This window comes from Shewanella sp. ECSMB14102 (assembly GCF_000813075.1).
Taxonomy (GTDB): domain Bacteria; phylum Pseudomonadota; class Gammaproteobacteria; order Enterobacterales; family Shewanellaceae; genus Shewanella; species Shewanella indica.
This window is the reverse complement of sequence record NZ_JWGX01000039.1, coordinates 22493-39135: the sequence shown is the minus strand read 5'-3', so window position 1 is coordinate 39135 and position 16643 is coordinate 22493. Positions and strand designations below refer to the sequence as shown.

The following is a 16643-nucleotide window of genomic DNA, read 5'->3' as shown; positions in this document are numbered from 1 at the left end:
TCCTTGTGACAGTTAGTTGGCCTTGGCCAGATCCAGCGGAGCTATCACTTCCACCAATGATTGATCCTTGAGATTGTGTTGACCGCGAACCACCACCTGTTCACCCGGACTTATGCCCTCGGTGATTTCCACTTTATCGTCCTGGCGGTAACCCAGTTTGACCTCGCGGCGCTGCGCCTTGCCCTCTTCGATAACATAGAGCGCCTTGCGATCATCCTGATTGATGACGGCGTTATAGGGCACCACTATCACATTATCGTGGGTGTCGTATCTGAGTTCGACCCGGGTAAACATCCCGGCCTTGAGACTGGCATCCTGATTGGGGATCGAAAGGGTTACCTTGAAAGTGCCGCTGGTGGCTTCCACCACAGGGCTTATTCTGAGTACCTTGGCCGCCACTTGCTGCTGGCGGGAACTGATGACTTCGGCTTCCTGACCTATGCGCAAACTGCTCAGTTGCTGCTCCGGCAGATTGACTATGCCGTAGAGCTCATCCTGATTGACCAGATAGAACAGCTCTTCAAACTCCTTGGCCATATTGCCCTGTTTGACAAAACGTTTGGCGACCACGCCATCTATGGGAGAGCGGATTTGGCTTTCTTCCACCTGCAGTTTGGCCAAGTCCCGACGCGCCTTGGCCGCTTGCAGGTTGAATTCCAGTTTGGCCATGGCATCGGCACTGACAAACTCTCGGTTATTCATTTTCTTCAGCCGGTTGAGCTCCTGCTCGATGATTTGCACCTCGGCTTCGGCCTTATCCAGCTCATAGCGTTGGCGACGGGAGTCTATCACCGCCAGCAACTGCCCCTTGTTGACTCTGTCACCTTCCTCGACTTGCAGAGTTTCTATCAGCCCGGCAATACGGCTGACCACATGGGCTTCTTGTGGCGCTTCCAGTGTGGCTGTGGTGGCGTAGAAGGAGGAAACCTGGCCTTGAGTGACTATGCTGGTCTCGACCGGAATGGCAAAGGCTTGTTGTTGTTCTTCCTGCTGCTGTTCGCTGCAGCCGCTGGCCAGAGACCCAAGCAGCAAAACGGTGCTCAGGGTGTAGGTGAGGTTACGCTTCATGTGAAAGTCCTTATCTTGATCTTTGTTGCGATAAAGCAAAACCGGTGCCAATTTTTAATTTCCTTTTAAAACAAGGGTTAATGATGTTTCAGTGTCTGCTGCATTGAGGTGTTTGATGCCAATGTAGCGAAAAAGTTTATTTTGTGATGTTTTTTGCCAGTGGTGTTCATTATAGCGTTTGGCTTTATGGCCAAGGAGTGAAGATGGGTCAGACTGAAGCCTTCATACAGGCTCATTATGTGGCTTGGACAAGTTAAGAAAGGCGATGGATTAAGATTCAAGCCGGTAAAAGGCCGTCACTCAGATGCAAGGCACAGCTGGATAGGGAATTGCTGGAAGCATGAGAAAATCCGATGACTCAAAGGCCATCGGATTGGGGTTTTTTCTGCAGGCGTCGAACGATTTTGCCAAAAAACTATATGACATTGATCGTATGGCATTGACCATTGGGTTGGCCCAATGCAGTTTAGAAGCGGTAGCTGACGCTCAACTTGGCGTTGCGTTCGGCCCCCGGCATACCGCCAAGGAACATCGCCTTGTCATAGTAGCGGGTGTTGAACAGGTTATTGAGGTTCAGCTGCACACTCCAGTCATCAGCCTTGTAGGCAATGGCAGAGTCCCAAACTGTATAGGCGGGCACTTTGCCATCCGGGATCCCGAAGGAAGCCGAGTTGGTGCTGCGCTCGTCGACATAACGAACCCCAAAGCTGACAGACAAGGGATTTGGCAGCGCCTGCCACTGATGACTGTATGTAACCCAGGCACTGGCACTGACCTGGGGAACCCCTTTCTGGCGACTGTTGTAACTGCTGGAGTTAGGGTCATTTTTGTTGCGTGCATCCTGGTACAGACCGTTGAGGTTTATCAGCCATTCTTCGTTGAGGTGGGCGTTGAGATCCAGCTCGGCACCTGTGGTCTTATCCATGCCGTCGTAGAAGAACTCGGGTACTGAGATGTTGTAGTCAGGCGCGCCTTGTTTGTCATTGTATTCCGGGTTGCTGTAACGCAAATTGGTACGTTCACTCTGGAATAGAACCAAGGAGCCGAGCAGCTGATCATCAAAGCCCTTGAAGCGCATACCGAGATCATAGCTCAGGGACTCTGAATCCTTTCTATCTGCTGCGCGGCCACTCTGTGCGCCCGTTACGGCACCCAGCACGCTGTAAGCCGTGCGTCCCTTGGCATGGTTGATGAAAAATGACAGGTTATCGGTCGGCATATAGGTCAGACCCAGGTTGTAGGTCATGCCGTGATCTTTGCTGTCCTGCTCCGGAGTCGGGTCTTTCTTTGGCGTGCCCAGATGACTGTACTTCTGTTCAATCTCATTGAACGCCACACCCACCCTGGCAGTAAAGGTTTCACTCAGGTAACCCACATACTGCATGCCCAGGCCCCAGGCGCGGACTTGTTTGTTGTAGTTGTCCTTGAGATCAGGGTTGTAGTCCTCAAAGGCCTTGTCGCTCCAGTTGGGATTACGGATATCCAGAATATAAGGCAGTTCACCGCCGCCATCTTTGTCGTACAGTGCCCAGCTCTTATAAGCGATATCTCTGTCTTCCAGGTTGGCATTCAGCAACAGCTCACTGTCTATGCCTGCCAGGCTGAAGTTGTAGCGCATATCGGCAAAGTATTGCCAGGATTTCTCGTGGGCATCTACCTTGCGGTATTCCTGTCTTCTGGCGGCATAAGGGTATAAGACATCATCAATAACCAATGGAGCACGGGGATCGGCGTTGATCACGTCCACGGATTTGACCTTACGTTTCCAGTACACATAGTTATAGGCGCCAGTCTGGCGAATGAACCCGGACTGATAGTCTCGATACTGTAACTGCTGATTAAGTTGCAGATTGTCACTGAGGGTGATGTTGTGGTTTAACTTGAAGCGCCACTCTTCGCCTTCATTGGGCCTGCTGATGGGAGAGGCCAGGCTGGTATCGCCTATATCGAAGGGTTCGAGACCGTCGCTCGCCACCAGGGAATCAGCCAGTTGTTGCCGCTGCGCCTGGGTCAGTTGAATGCCGGCACCATTAGGGTCGTTAATCAAATCTTGCCAGCTGACTTGTGCGCCGCTCAGGCCACCGGTAGAGGCGGCGTTGTAGATACGTATCGGGTGGCCTACAGAGTCTACCTGCACAGAGTCTTTAATCCAGGCGGCCGACAGCACCAGATCTTGAGCGTTTGAAGGCAGAATTTTCAACGAGGCATAGACTTCATCTCTGTCGCTGCCGATATCACGATAGCCATCGCTACGGGCATGTTTGGCCACCAGACGATAGGCCAGGGTGTCGCTCAAGCCTCCGGTAGAGTCGAGCCCCAGGCTGTAACTGTTCCAGGAGCCCAGTTCGGCGCTGACTTCTGTGCTGTCCTGAAATTGAGGTTTCTTTTCAATAAGGTTGATGATCCCGCCGGCGCTGCCCATACCATAAAGCCCGGTCGCCGGGCCTTTGAGCACCTCAACCGCTTCCACATTGGTCATGGAGCGGGTGGGATTAAAACTGTTGCCGAGTCCCGCGCCGCCGTACATACCGTCATAAGTGTAGTTGGCGTCCAGGCCACGGATCACCAGGTTATCACCTATGCCGTAGTTGTTGCCGGCTTGGGTAACACCACTGATGTTACGCACCAGATCCTGCAGCGAGTCGGCTCCCTGGGCGGCAAACAGCTCTTTATCTATCACCACCAAGGCAGCCGGGGTTTCCATCAGCGACATGTCTGATTTGGTCGCCAGTCCTGAATTCATTACCACTTTGTTCTGTTTACCATAAACGGTAATACGTTCTACATCCTGTGAAACCTGTGGTGGTTGAGTTGTTTCGTTTGCCTGTGTGGCCTGTGCCATGGTCAGTGACAGACAAGCCGTCACCGCCAGAGATATTGCGGATTGCTGCATTTGAGATCATCCCCTCGAAAGTAGGGTGCGAATGATAATGGTTTTTATTTGTGTTGCAACAAAAGTTTCAAACTGTATCGGTTGACTGGGTGTTTTTTGACTAGGCCACATGGATCCGCTTTCGAGAGCCTAAAGAGGCAAGTTTTTGAAAAAAATTTAAAAAAAATCGTTTTTTTATTGAGACTGACCAAAGTACCTGCCTGTGTTGATCACTATACGCAAGTCGTGAAAAAAGGATCTTGATCACATTTAATTTTAACCTTTACGTAAAGGTAAGATTAAAACGATCGTTTGATTTTGGTTGTGGTTGCGTTTTTGTTAGCTATTTGTTTTTGTTGGTTATTTAAAGTTGACCCTGACGAGAGTTCGAAACGGATATTAACGGATTAGACCTAAGTTTTAATGAAATTTTGTGGAAACTATAAATTTCATTTGGTTATTTAATTACGTAACAAATTACTTTGTTGCCAATGTGGTAAAGTTGTCTGACATTTTTCTGTAATCTGCAGGTTAAGTCTTTTTGTTGTTTTAATTTTTTCTTGTAAAACAGTATCTTGGTGTTAAGTTTTTTGCTTGGTCATACCAATTTTGAGTCAAGTTAAAGCTTAGTTTCTGACGGTTTTTTCGACATTTTGACTGTTGCAAATACAAATGTTTATCGATAGGTTTTAGTACGAAACGAACATTTGCAGGGTTTGGCAGGCTTTATTCTGCCTCCCAGGGAGACAGCAAGATGATAGCAGAGACAGTCGCACAGCAAGGGCTCAGTATTAAGGGGGCCGAAATACCGCAGCAGCAGAGCCTTTTTACTGAAGGTGCGCTCAACTTCCTCGAGGCTCTGTGTCGGGAGTTTGCTCCGGAAGTGGCCAGCTTGCTGGAAAAGCGTGAGCAACGTCAGCAGCGGATAGACGGCGGCGAGTTGCCGGACTTTTTACCGCAAACCCGAGCCATTCGAGATGGTGATTGGCAAATTCGCGGTATACCGGCGGATCTTAAAGATAGACGGGTCGAGATCACCGGGCCTGTGGATCGCAAGATGATCATCAATGCGCTCAACGCCAATGTAAAAGTCTTTATGGCCGACTTCGAAGATTCGCTGGCACCCAGCTGGCAGAAAGTGGTCGAGGGCCAAATCAACCTGCGTGACGCCGTCCGCGGTGAAATTGATTTTACCGCGCCGGAAACCGGCAAACATTATCAATTGCAGGCCAACCCTGCGGTATTGATTGCCCGGGTGCGGGGGCTGCACCTGCCGGAAGCGCATGTCGAATTCAACGGTAAGTCCATTCCCGGCTGCTTATTCGATTTTGCTTTGTACTTCTACCATAACTATCGCCAACTGCTAGCCAAGGGCAGTGGACCTTACTTCTATATTCCCAAGCTGGAAAGCCATCTTGAGGCACGCTGGTGGGCCAAGGTGTTTGCCTTCGCCGAAGAGCGTTTCTGCCTGCAGAGTGGCACCATCAAGTGCACCTGCCTGATTGAAACCCTGCCGGCCGTGTTCGAGATGGAGGAGATCCTCTATGAACTGCGCTCCAACATAGTGGCGCTCAACTGTGGCCGGTGGGATTACATTTTCAGCTATATCAAAACCTTGAAGAAGCATCCGGATCGTATTTTGCCGGACCGCCAGCAAGTGACCATGGATAAACCGTTCCTCAGCGCTTATTCACGTCTGCTGATCAAGACCTGTCACAAGCGTGGCGCGCTGGCGATGGGCGGCATGGCGGCCTTTATTCCCGCCAAGGATCCGCAAACCAATGCCCAGGTACTGGAGCGGGTTCGCAAGGACAAAGAGCTTGAGGCCCGAAACGGCCATGACGGCACCTGGGTGGCGCACCCTGGCCTGGCTGATACGGCCATGGGAATTTTCAACGAATATATAGGTGAAGAGCACGCCAACCAGCTGCATATCACCCGCGACGTGGATGCACCCATCCTGGCGGCCGAGCTGCTCAAACCCTGTGATGGTGAGCGCACCGAAGAGGGGATGCGACTCAATATCCGTATTGCATTGCAGTACATAGAAGCCTGGATTGGCGGTAATGGTTGTGTGCCCATCTATGGCTTGATGGAAGATGCAGCCACAGCAGAAATCAGCCGCGCCTCTATCTGGCAATGGATCCAGCACGGACAAAAGCTTTCCAACGGCAAGCCGGTGACCAAGGCACTGTTCAGCGCCATGTTGAAAGAAGAGTTGGCCAATGTGCGTGAAGAGCTCGGCAGCGAGCGTTTTGATAACGGTCAATTCAAGCGGGCGGCAAGTTTATTGGAAGAGATCACCACCGCCGATGAGCTGGTGACCTTCCTGACCTTGCCGGGCTACGAGCTGCTTACCCAGTAACCCAATAACCATTTACGGCAGTTGCCCGCGGGGGCTGGGGGCTGCCAAATTACCCTACGAAGGAGAGTTAAAATGACCAAGGCAACACAGAATTCACGTCAGGCGCAGATAGAAGCTTTGAAAAAGGATTGGGCTGAAAATCCACGTTGGCAGGGCGTTCGCCGTCCATTTACCGCCGAAGAGGTTGTGGCATTGCGCGGTTCAGTGGTTCCTGAAAACACCATCGCCAAGCGCGGCGCAGCCAAGTTGTGGGAGCTGGTTAACGGTGGCGCCAAGAAGGGCTATGTCAACTCTCTCGGCGCTTTGACCGGCGGTCAGGCGGTGCAGCAGGCCAAGGCCGGTATCGAGGCCATCTACCTTTCAGGCTGGCAGGTGGCGGCCGATGCCAACCTGGCGGGCACCATGTATCCGGATCAGTCACTCTATCCGGCCAACTCCGTGCCTGCCGTAGTGGGGCGAATAAATAACTCCTTCCGCCGCGCCGATCAGATTCAGTGGAGCCAAGGCAAAAACCCGGAAGATGAGGGTTATGTCGATTACTTCCTGCCGATTGTGGCCGATGCGGAAGCCGGATTCGGTGGCGTGCTGAACGCCTATGAGTTGATGAAGTCCATGATAGACGCCGGCGCTGCCGGGGTGCACTTCGAAGATCAGCTGGCCTCAGTGAAAAAATGTGGTCACATGGGCGGCAAGGTTTTGGTGCCGACTCAGGAAGCGGTACAGAAGCTGGTGGCGGCCCGTCTGGCAGCCGATGTATCCGGAGTGGATACTCTGGTGATTGCCCGTACCGATGCCAACGCTGCTGATTTGCTGACCTCAGATTGCGACCCCTATGATCGCGACTTCATCACCGGAGAGCGTACCCAGGAAGGTTTCTACCGGGTGAAGGCAGGTTTGGATCAGGCCATTTCCCGTGGGCTTGCCTATGCACCTTATGCCGACCTTATCTGGTGTGAAACCGCTAAGCCGGATCTGGAAGAGGCGCGCCGCTTTGCCGAAGCCATTCATGCCCAGTATCCGGATCAACTGTTGGCCTATAACTGTTCACCTTCGTTCAACTGGAAGAAGAACCTGGATGACGCCACCATTGCCAAGTTCCAGCAGGAGCTTGCCAACATGGGCTACAAGTACCAGTTCATCACTTTGGCCGGTATTCACAACATGTGGTACAACATGTTCGATCTCGCCTACGACTATGCCCGTGGCGAAGGCATGAAGCACTATGTTGAGAAGGTTCAGGAAGCCGAATTCGCTGCCGCGCAGAAGGGATACACCTTTGTGGCGCACCAGCAGGAAGTGGGTACAGGTTACTTTGATCAGGTGACCAATGTTATCCAGGGCGGCCAGTCCTCTGTCACGGCTCTGAGCGGTTCGACCGAAGAAGAGCAGTTTTAATCCCCTGTGTTGGCGTCCTCGGGCGCCACTTCCCCGGAAATGAACCTACGCCATTTTCGGGGGTAATTTGTGACTTCCCAGTCATTTGAGCCTTGTTGCTTGTGTTTTGGCGACTCATTGAGTCGCCTTTTTTTGTTGTAATTGTGTTATTTCTTTGAAGTTTGTGCTTTATTCATAACAAGAGTTCCATTCTCAAGCCCACCACTGGGCCAATACCTGAAAGAGTTGAGTCGTATTTGAAATCAGCCAACAAGGGGGTGGATTACTGGACCCGCAGGATCAGTGATCAGGAAATGCCCGCACTTTGCTCAACAATAAGGACATTGGAAAAACTCGCCAAGGACGATGTGTCCTCCATGGCGATTCTGGGGCGCAGCATAATGCACGACAATGCGCTCACTTCCCGTATTTTGCGGGTGGCCAACAGCGCCATCTATAACAAGGGGATAAGCCCTGTTACTACGGTCAGCCGCGCTGCTGTGGTGCTGGGGTTCGACACCATCCGCAATATCTGCATTACCGCCAAACTCCTCTCCAGTTTGCTGGAAAGCAAAAATCTGACACCCTCGGTTTACCAAAGGTTGCTTAAGCTGATGGCTCAGGCGTTTCAGGCCGCCATGTTGGCCAAGATGATGCTTGACGGCTACGATGAGGAGTTGCAGGAAGAGGTGTTTATCGCCGCGCTGCTCTATCACCTGGGTGAGAGTGCCTTTTGGAGCACGGGAGCCGAACTGGCCGAGGAACTGGATTCAGCCCTCAGCGCCGAAAGTGATGCCGTAAGTAGGCTCAATCTGGTGCGCGAAGCGCTCGGGACTTCATTCAATCAGCTCAGCCAGGGGTTGGCCCGCAGTTGGGGCCTGGGTGAACTCTTGTGCAAGTCGCTCAGTAATCCCGATGAACGCACGCCGGAAATTCGCAGTATTTTTCTGGCCAATAAACTCAGCGAAGCGCTGGCCGGCGCCGCACTCAAACCCGAGGAGCTGGAGCGGCGCCTTAAACAAGCCGCCGATATGCTCAAGCTGGATACAGATGAGTTTCGGGGTCGGGTCCTTCGCTGTTCCAACGCTACCGCCAAGTTAGCCGAAGCCTATGGTGCCAAAGTACTTATCGAGTATCTGCCGGACACAGATCTGCTGCTGCCTCCGGAGAGGTTGGCTGAGGTTGTGGTGCGCGAGGAAAATCTTGCGTTTCAGCTGAAAAAACTTAGAGAGCTGACCGGCTTTGCTGTTGAGAAGACTGATTTCAATAAGGTAGTGACCACGGCATTGGAGGGAATACTCGAGGGTATTGGTCTTGACCGCTGCGCCGTGCTCTTGCTGTCACCGAGCAGGCGCATGTTGCAACCGAGAATCGCGCTTGGGGACGGCGCCGAGGAGATGAAAAACGACTTTATTCTCGAGCTGGAAGGTCGCGGTACCTTGCTGAAGGATTGCATCGAAAATCAGCGTCTGATCTGGCAGGGCGAGGGAGCCGGTAAAGCTGTACTGGGTGAACAGCTGGCGAGAAAAGTCCCCGCCAGTGGTTTTTTGCTGGCACCATTACAGGTGGATAATAAGGTGATAGGCGTCTATTACGCTGACAGAGCCAGTTCAGGCCGGGATATTCATCCTGAAGATTTTGACAGCTTTAGTCACTTCGTGCAGCTGGCCAATATCTGTTTTTCAGTTGCCTTCAGGCACTGATTTCTGCTTTTTTCGATACAGCTTTATCTGATCGGTAATTCTGGGCGCCAGGGCGTTGGGAATGGGAAAACTCAGGCTGTACTGCAGTATTTGCCAGCCTTGTTCGGTTTTAACAAGCGTGCCTGTGCCCCGTCCAAGTCCATAGGACTGGCTGTCCAGCAGTTCATCGAACACTATCACCTCGCCGTGCTGCACCAGGCGGCGTGAGGAGCTTTGGTAAGTCCAGCCCTGGGTGGCACGGGCATACTGCTCAAATTCAACCATATTCCAGTATTCACTGGCATCTGTGCCGATAAATCCCGCGTCCGGGCTGAAAAGGCTAAAGTAACTGTCCCAGTCAGCATTGGCAGCACTTTGGTGCAGTTTATCCAATACCAAAGCGGCCTGAGTTTGGCTGTCATCGAGCTGGCCGCTTTGCTCTTGGCCGGTTTGATTGCCGGCTTGTGGGTTATTTGCCAAGGCTGAATGGCCGTAAATCGCTAGCAGCGCTGTGGTCAGCAACAAAGGTTTAAGGTGCAACATAATGTTCCCTATTATAATTTTTTATTATCGAACCCAGCTTAACCCAATTGGGCACAAGATGTGAGCCAAAGGAGGGGGGAAGTGTGCAATTGTACTGTTGCAAGGATGACCTAGTGCCAATTCAAGGGATCGAGACGATAGAAGCGGCTCAGTTCCTGGTAGAGTTGCGGATAATCGGCTTTCATCTGCTGCGGTTGCTCGAAGAATACCTCGCTTATGACAGCAAAGAACTCGGCCGGATTGGTGGCGCCGTAGTAACTGAATAGGCTGGGCTCACCACGGGCGGCCTGAGCCTGCAGTTTGGCAAACTCCTGCCCCAAAACCTGCGACCACACAGGGTAGGCGTTGAACTCACCGAGTCTGGGAGCGCCATTGGCATCGCCTGCTTCCTGATCCAGTTGATGGGCAAACTCATGGATCACGACATTCCTGCCGTCTGCCGGATCGGCAGCGTCATCCAGGGTATTTTGCCAGGAAAGGACGACTTTCCCCTGACCCCAGGATTCTCCCGCCAATAACCTTTGACTGTGCCATTCCAAGCCATTGGCATCCCGCTGCTGCTGGCGAACAATAAAGGCCGATGGGTACACCAGAATTTGTCTCAGGTTAGGGTAATAGTCGGTTTGACGATTGAGCAACAAGAGACAGGCCTGCGCGGCTATGGTTACGCGGATTTCATCATCTATCTCCAACCCGTCGCAACCGACAAACTGCTTTTCCGCCAGAAATACCTGAATGTGTTTCTTGAGCTGCAGTTGCAAGTCACTGGGCAGGGAACGGAAATAGGGCATACGTTTTTTCAGGATAGTGCGCCATTCCTTGGGGAAAGGCTTGGCGCGTATCTTGTCTCTGCGTCTGCGATCCCGCCAGGATTGGCTGAGGATCCAACCTATGGCGCTGGCGCCGGCGGCGAGGGTTATCAGAATGGCCAGCATGATCCGGCTCCATGGCTAAAGCGTCTAATCAGATCTGTGGGGGCTCAGTGGGAATAACTCAAGCTCGGCGCATGAAAAATAAGCAAAAAAAAGCTGACAGCAAAGAGGTTGAAACCTGTTATCGGCTGTCAGCAAAGGGTGGGAGTGTCAAACAGTCCACGCAGTTCAAGGGAAAGAGTTAGTCCGGCATAAACTTCTGTTCCAGCTCGCGGCGCTCTTGTGGCGCCAGGCTGTGATGATGCTTGATAAGCAAACGTATCAGGCGTGACTTGGCAATATCACAGTCGCTGGCCATTTCGGCCAGGTGGCTGATGGCCGCTTCACTCAGGGTAAAAGTCGCCTTGCGAAAAGGTTCGTGGCGACGTTTGGGTATCAGCTTTTGCTGGGTGGCTTCCTGATTGGTGGAAGCTGTATTGGAACACAGTTGCTCAACCGGCATAGTTACCGCCGCTTGTTGTGTTTGTCCCATGGCGTAATAGATGGCGCCGTCGATAAACTCATCCAGGGATTGCATGGCCATCATATGTCTGCGGGCATCAACCTCAGATGGCGTAACGTTTTTCTTCAGATCGGCCAGTCCCATACTGAGTCCTCATGCTGTTGAGTTGGTTGGTCATCAGGCGGCTGCGGATCTCAGTGGCATTCTGTGCCTGCAGCATTTCGCAGGCGATGGCACGGATCTCGGTGGCGGCCTTGCCCTTGGGCTCGAATTCAATTACCGAGCGGCCGGACTCTTCGCTGTCATCATAGATGTTGCGGCTGTAGGTAATGGCGTCCAGCACATTGATATCGTAGGTTTTACAGACTTCCTTGGCCTCGAGAATACGGCTGGCCTGGTTGGGCAGGTTAGGGCACTGGGTGATAACAAAAGAGGCGCGCATCTTGGGGTTTATCATCATGCAGGTGGCGACTATATCATCCATATGGCTGACGGTTTTAAGATCGCGGCGCTTGGGTCTAAGGGGCATAAGTACATGGGAGGCTACTGACATGGTGGCACGTAGCGCCAAGTTGTCCTGGCCGCCGCAATCGACTATCACGTAGTCGTAGTGTTGCTCCAGGCTCAGTAGATCGTTGCGGATTTTGCCATAGAGTTGCACACAGTTAATCCCGGCGAGTTTGCTGTCGTTGTTGCGGGCCTGGATCCAATCAGAGGTGGTTCGCTGAGGGTCGCAATCCACCATGATCACCGATGCGCCACACTCTACCGTGAGAAAAACGGCAATGTTTTGTGCCAGGCAGCTTTTGCCGCTGCCCCCCTTTTCACCGCCAACGAGTATGATCATTGTCTTGCCCTCTGAAAGTTTGTTCTTAAGTTATTTGTTCTTTCCCTGATGGCTTACAACTTTCCTTGGTTCGGAAATGTTCCCTACTTAATGTTTACCGTGTCGTTGCTTGTTTGCGCTCCCAAAGGCTTTCGCTGACGGAGATGGACAGTGAACGGTAAAACAAATGTAAAAGTTAAATTGTTTTTGGTCAACTTGATGATTTTTATTGGTTTTTACTGTTTTTTTGGCGTCATGTTTTTGGCGTTACCCTCTTGGGTTGTCGTAATAATGGCGGTGTTATCCATGAGTAAGGTGGCCGGAGAAATTATCAATAAAATTATGTCGTTAAAAAAATGTTGCCGCGTCATTTATTTGTTAAAACTGAACTGTGCCCGGATCCGAACCGCCAGAGTCTCTTTTATGACACCGCCAATACTGTATATAGGAATTAAAAGTATTTTTTTAGATTTAAAAAATATAAATAAATGTGATCTTTGTCGATTGGGCTGTTAATCAAACGCTTGGGTGTCTATGGGCCGAGAAGGGAGTGGTCTTTTATTACTCTATGCCGCTTGGTGAGCGTAGCAACTGTCATTTCCTTGCCACAGAACTCTGCCATGTTGGGATGCTAGCCAGACTTTTCTCTGGACGTTCCGACCATCTGCATTTATGCAAGGAGGCATTTATGGGCCACGTACTTAACCAGACCAGTCGCTTTGAAGTTGAGGAGTGTTGTCTGGCAATCCATGAACTCTTGTTGCTTAGAGATAGGGCTGGACTGCCTGTGCATGGACTGGATGACAGTTATTTGCCTGCCAAACCATTGTTGTCCTTATGTATCAGGGAAAATCAGCAAGGTGGGCAACTGGTGGCGCTGGCTTTGGTGCGAAGCGGCTCTGCAGCTGGATCTTGTCGGGAGCCGGGACACTATCTGCTACAGGATTTTCTGGTGTTGCCCGAATTTCGCCATCTTGGACTCGGCAGCTTTTTGTTGGAGACTGTCATTGAGCGATTATCGCTTCTGGGCTCGCCTAAATGGCAACTGATGCTGGAGGTGCTTCCGGGAGATGAAGTCTTGGCGCAGCGCCTGGGGTTCAAGCCTGGCGGCCATAGTGTGCCGGGAAATCTTTGGCTGAAAAGCGTAGGTTGAATCGAAAGCTTGCCTTTCTTTGTTGAAGGCCAGGCTAACGCTGCGGTTTACCCAGGTAGGCTAGTTGAGTTATCAATTCGACAGTTATTCATGTCGTGGGTCACTTATACGTCGCTGAATTGACCTCAGACAAAAGTTGGCGCTGAGCCGCGCGGCTTGGCAGGCTTTCCACTCAAGTTTACTTTTCCGGAGTATACTGGCAACTTTAGCCTGAAACGGAGAGAAGATGCAGCCGGAACAGCAGTTGTTGGAAGCGATCAATCAGACCATGCCCTTTGGCAAGTACGCCGGACGCAAGTTATTGGAGCTTCCTGAGCCTTATCTGGTGTGGTTTCACTCCAAGGGGTTCCCCGAGGGCAAGCTTGGGCAGCAATTGGCGCTTATCTATGAGGTGAAGCTCAATGGTCTTGAGTCTATGCTGCGGCCCTTGCTACGTCCGTGAAGCTGTCAAAAGTGTGAACCCTATTAGCGATTTATGAAATAACACATGTTTTAATGGCGCAGTATTTCCAACGACAACAGGAAGCAACAGACAATGGCAAAATTGGCAAAGATCTTGGCGACCGCGGCTTTGGCTCTGGGTATATCTTCAGCCTGGGCACAAGGTGCGGTACATGAAGGCACAGTGGTCGACACCATGAATAGTGGCGGTTATACCTATGTGCAGATTAAAGAAGCCGATAAAACCTTTTGGGCGGCTGGTCCTCAGGTAGCTGTGGCCAAGGGTGATAAGGTGCAGGTGACCGAGCAGATGTGGATGAACAACTTCACCAGCAAGACCCTCAACCGTACTTTTGACAAGCTGATGTTTGTTGGTGAAATCGATAAGAAGTGATTTCATCCACTCTCTGTTAAAGTCGCGACTCTGTTCGCGGCTTTTTTTATTTGTGCTTAAGGGCTTTGCCTGAGCACAAATGTCGGGCAAAATGCCTGCAATTCAACTGTGTTGGTACCAATTCTCATGTTGCGGGTAGAGGTTTACTCTCATTCTCGTCACAGGCACTTGGGGGAGCAGATAGCCAATCTGTACCACAGTGCCGTTACTGCCATAGATGATGCCCGCTATAATGCGGCTCAGCGTCTGGCTTGGTCGGCGGCGCCGCGCTCGGGGCGATACTGGCAGCTAAGGCTCAAACGGGCTCAGGCCTGGGTGATGCTCAAGGGCAGTGAGCAAAGTCCTCTATGTGTGGGCTTTGTGTTGCTGGAGACCACCTTCCGTGAGCGAGGTTACATCGCTTGCCTTTATGTGGCGCCCGATAGCCAGCGCCAGGGTGTTGCCTCATCCTTGCTTGAAGCCACCAAGAAGTGGGCACTTACCCAAGGCTATCATCACCTGACAACAGATGCTTCGGCGCTGTCCAAACCTGTGTTTGAGCGTGCAGGGTTTCGTTTGCGTCACAAAAGCTACCAGGAAAAATCCGGCCAAATGTTCGGCAGCTATTTTATGAAGCTGATACTGGCGCCTTTGGTGCACGAAAGAGTTAAGTCTTCATGAACTCACCAACTGCCACTCAAATCGAGCATGGCTTTATTGTTCGCCAAGGTCGCCCTGAGGACTGCGCGGCCATCGCCGAGCTGTTTCATCTGGTGGTAAACGCCAGCACAGAGCATTACAGTCAGGCGCAATGCCAGGCCTGGTCGCCGGCAAAGCGCAGCGAAGATGAGTGGCGAAATCGTTTGCAGGGGACGGCGCTCTGGGTTGCCGAAGATGGTCGCAATTTGCTTGGATTTATTAACTTAAAGCCTTTGAATGCGCCGGGTGAGGCCGAGATAGACTGCCTCTTTTCTCACCCCAATGCCCAGCGCCGGGGGATTGCCGCCAAGCTTTACCGGCAGCTGTTGAGATACGCCGTCGATTCCGGGGTGCAGTGTTTGAGGGTTGAAGCTTCTTTCTATGCCAAAGCGTTTTTCGGCAAGCAGGGCTTTACAACCTTGAAGCGCAATCAGCATCAACGTCACGGGGAAGTGTTGACCAATTTCAGTATGCAGTTGCAGTTATAACCTAAGCTGCCCTGGAAAATCACCCAAATGAAGTTCCAGGGGCGGCCTTGGGCAAACGCCAAAAACGCTGCTGGTTACGGCAAATCAAACACCAGGGCGACAGTACGCTTGTTGCCGGCCTTGATGACAAACTCCTCAAGTTCGTTGATGTGAATGCCATCACCACTTTGCAGGGGTTCACCTGCCAATTGCAGCTCTCCTTCCACCACTTGAGCATAGAAGTTGCGCCCCTTTGCCAGCTTGAAGCTCGTCTGCTCGGCAGCGGTCAGCTCCAGGCGGTAGACGCTGGCGTCCTGTTTGATGGACAGGGTGCCATCGCGGCCATCGGGAGTGACGACCGGGGTCAGGGCCGAACTCTGGACAAAGGCTTTTTGCTGATAACCCGGGGTGCCTCCCTGGCTACTCGGTTGGATCCAGATCTGCAGGAAATGCAGAGGTTCAGTTGCCGAGGCATTGTATTCACTGTGATAGATCCCCGTGCCGGCAGACATAAGTTGGAACTCACCGGCCGGCAGGGTTTTCACATGACCAAAGCTGTCTTTATGGGCTATGGTGCCGGAAATCACATAGCTGATGATCTCCATATCCTTGTGGCCGTGGGTATCAAAACCGGCGCTTGGCGCGACTCTGTCATCATTGATGACCCTTAGGGCCGAGACCCCCATCAACCTTGGATCGTAATAGTTGCCGAATGAAAAACTGTGTTGGCTCTTGAGCCAGCCGAAGTCGGCCCGGCCGCGCTCATCGGCATGACGTACATAAATCATAATTCAGTTCTCCTGCTGGGAAGGTGCAGACAAGTCTTTTATGTGCTCTTCACAGACTTACAGGCCAGGATGCAAGGCCTGTAAGCAGTGAATGGCTTAAAGCAAGATGTGTGCTTTGCGAGAATTAATGTGTCTTGCTGGCAATCATGTTGTCGACGGACAGTTTACCGGCGCCGGAAATCGCCAGGGATACAGTGGCGGCCAACAATGCCAGACCAAACTCGTAACCGTTGTTGGACATAAACAAACCGTTGTCCAGGTGCACTGTGACTATCGCCATCAGCATGGTGAAGGCCAACACCGCGGAAGTGGGGCGAACCAGCAGGCCTATGATAAGCAGCAGGCCACCGAAAAACTCACTGGAACCGGCCATCAGCGCCATCAAATATCCGGGAGTCAGGCCGATAGAGGTCATCCATTGTCCTGTGCCTTCCAGGCCGTAACCGCCGAACCAGCCAATGAGCTTCTGGGCGCCGTGAGCCATAAAAGTGATACCTATAGGCAGGCGCAGCGCCAGAGGCGCGAAACCGGCATCGGTGCGGAGCAGTTTTATCATCAGGTGTTTCATAATGGTGTCCTCAATGAATTTGAATAGGGTGGATAGGCTTTCCTGTCCAG

17 protein-coding genes are annotated in these 16643 nt (G+C 51.9%); 9 read left to right on the top strand and 8 right to left on the bottom strand.

Going from position 1 to position 16643, the window contains the following annotated elements; genetic code table 11:
- Positions 1-12: 12 nt before the first annotated feature.
- Together RC73_RS13260 and RC73_RS13255 are read right to left on the bottom strand one after the other, a co-directional pair.
- Positions 13-1068 carry an efflux RND transporter periplasmic adaptor subunit gene (locus tag RC73_RS13260; RefSeq protein WP_039035121.1) on the bottom strand — a complete coding sequence of 352 codons (1056 nt, stop codon included), beginning with the start codon at positions 1066-1068 and terminating at the stop codon, positions 13-15.
- Between the two features lie 466 nt (positions 1069-1534).
- Positions 1535-3961, bottom strand: coding sequence for a TonB-dependent receptor (locus tag RC73_RS13255; RefSeq protein WP_039035089.1), 2427 nt, complete (start codon positions 3959-3961; stop codon positions 1535-1537).
- A gap of 733 nt (positions 3962-4694) precedes the next feature.
- Here RC73_RS13255 and aceB point away from each other — a divergent pair.
- From aceB to RC73_RS13240, 3 genes are all read left to right on the top strand, one after another.
- On the top strand, positions 4695-6305 hold the full coding sequence (aceB, locus tag RC73_RS13250) for a malate synthase A (protein WP_039035088.1): 1611 nt from the start codon (positions 4695-4697) through the stop codon (positions 6303-6305).
- A gap of 72 nt (positions 6306-6377) precedes the next feature.
- Entirely contained in the window at positions 6378-7700 is a 1323-nt protein-coding gene (gene aceA / locus RC73_RS13245) for an isocitrate lyase (protein ID WP_039035087.1), read from the top strand.
- Positions 7701-7993: 293 nt separating this feature from the next.
- Complete coding sequence (locus RC73_RS13240) at positions 7994-9382, top strand: HDOD domain-containing protein (RefSeq protein ID WP_152608446.1); 1389 nt, start codon at positions 7994-7996, stop codon at positions 9380-9382.
- Here the strand turns inward: RC73_RS13240 and RC73_RS13235 are convergent.
- The 4 genes from RC73_RS13235 to RC73_RS13220 form a co-directional block, all read right to left on the bottom strand.
- On the bottom strand, positions 9362-9904 hold the full coding sequence (locus RC73_RS13235; protein ID WP_052248192.1) for a nuclear transport factor 2 family protein: 543 nt from the start codon (positions 9902-9904) through the stop codon (positions 9362-9364). The two genes, RC73_RS13240 and RC73_RS13235, sit on opposite strands and share 21 nt — an antisense overlap.
- A gap of 110 nt (positions 9905-10014) precedes the next feature.
- Positions 10015-10839, bottom strand: a complete 825-nt coding sequence (locus RC73_RS13230; RefSeq protein WP_039035085.1) for a zinc-dependent peptidase — start codon at positions 10837-10839, stop codon at positions 10015-10017.
- Between the two features lie 178 nt (positions 10840-11017).
- Entirely contained in the window at positions 11018-11422 is a 405-nt protein-coding gene (locus tag RC73_RS13225; RefSeq protein WP_039035084.1) for a hypothetical protein, read from the bottom strand.
- Positions 11382-12125, bottom strand: coding sequence for an AAA family ATPase (locus RC73_RS13220; protein WP_039035083.1), 744 nt, complete (start codon positions 12123-12125; stop codon positions 11382-11384). The genes RC73_RS13225 and RC73_RS13220 overlap by 41 nt, the downstream gene beginning before the upstream one ends.
- Before the next feature lie 150 nt (positions 12126-12275).
- Between RC73_RS13220 and RC73_RS20535 the strand changes: the two genes are divergently transcribed.
- The 6 genes from RC73_RS20535 (at position 12276) to RC73_RS13195 (ending at position 15258) form a co-directional block, all read left to right on the top strand.
- Positions 12276-12620, top strand: coding sequence for a hypothetical protein (locus RC73_RS20535; RefSeq protein WP_152608444.1), 345 nt, complete (start codon positions 12276-12278; stop codon positions 12618-12620).
- A 172-nt stretch (positions 12621-12792) separates the two neighbouring features.
- Complete coding sequence (locus RC73_RS13215; protein WP_039035082.1) at positions 12793-13257, top strand: GNAT family N-acetyltransferase; 465 nt, start codon at positions 12793-12795, stop codon at positions 13255-13257.
- A gap of 226 nt (positions 13258-13483) precedes the next feature.
- Entirely contained in the window at positions 13484-13699 is a 216-nt protein-coding gene (locus tag RC73_RS13210) for a DUF3820 family protein (RefSeq protein WP_028779188.1), read from the top strand.
- 93 nt (positions 13700-13792) lie between these two features.
- A complete protein-coding gene (locus RC73_RS13205) occupies positions 13793-14092 on the top strand; it encodes a hypothetical protein (RefSeq protein ID WP_039035081.1) in 300 nt (99 codons plus the stop codon).
- Positions 14093-14200: 108 nt separating this feature from the next.
- The gene (locus tag RC73_RS13200) at positions 14201-14752 is read left to right on the top strand and encodes a GNAT family N-acetyltransferase (RefSeq protein WP_233962487.1); all 552 of its coding nucleotides are present in this window, start codon (positions 14201-14203) and stop codon (positions 14750-14752) included.
- Positions 14749-15258 (top strand): GNAT family N-acetyltransferase, encoded by a 510-nt coding sequence (locus tag RC73_RS13195; RefSeq protein ID WP_052248190.1) that lies wholly within the window; start codon positions 14749-14751, stop codon positions 15256-15258. The genes RC73_RS13200 and RC73_RS13195 overlap by 4 nt, the downstream gene beginning before the upstream one ends.
- A 74-nt stretch (positions 15259-15332) precedes the next feature.
- On the opposite strand, the gene RC73_RS13190 is transcribed toward RC73_RS13195, so the two are convergent.
- Positions 15333-16025 carry a pirin family protein gene (locus tag RC73_RS13190; protein ID WP_039035080.1) on the bottom strand — a complete coding sequence of 231 codons (693 nt, stop codon included), beginning with the start codon at positions 16023-16025 and terminating at the stop codon, positions 15333-15335.
- A gap of 124 nt (positions 16026-16149) precedes the next feature.
- Positions 16150-16593 carry a DoxX family protein gene (locus RC73_RS13185; RefSeq protein ID WP_039035079.1) on the bottom strand — a complete coding sequence of 148 codons (444 nt, stop codon included), beginning with the start codon at positions 16591-16593 and terminating at the stop codon, positions 16150-16152.
- Between the last annotated feature and the right edge of the window lie 50 nt (positions 16594-16643).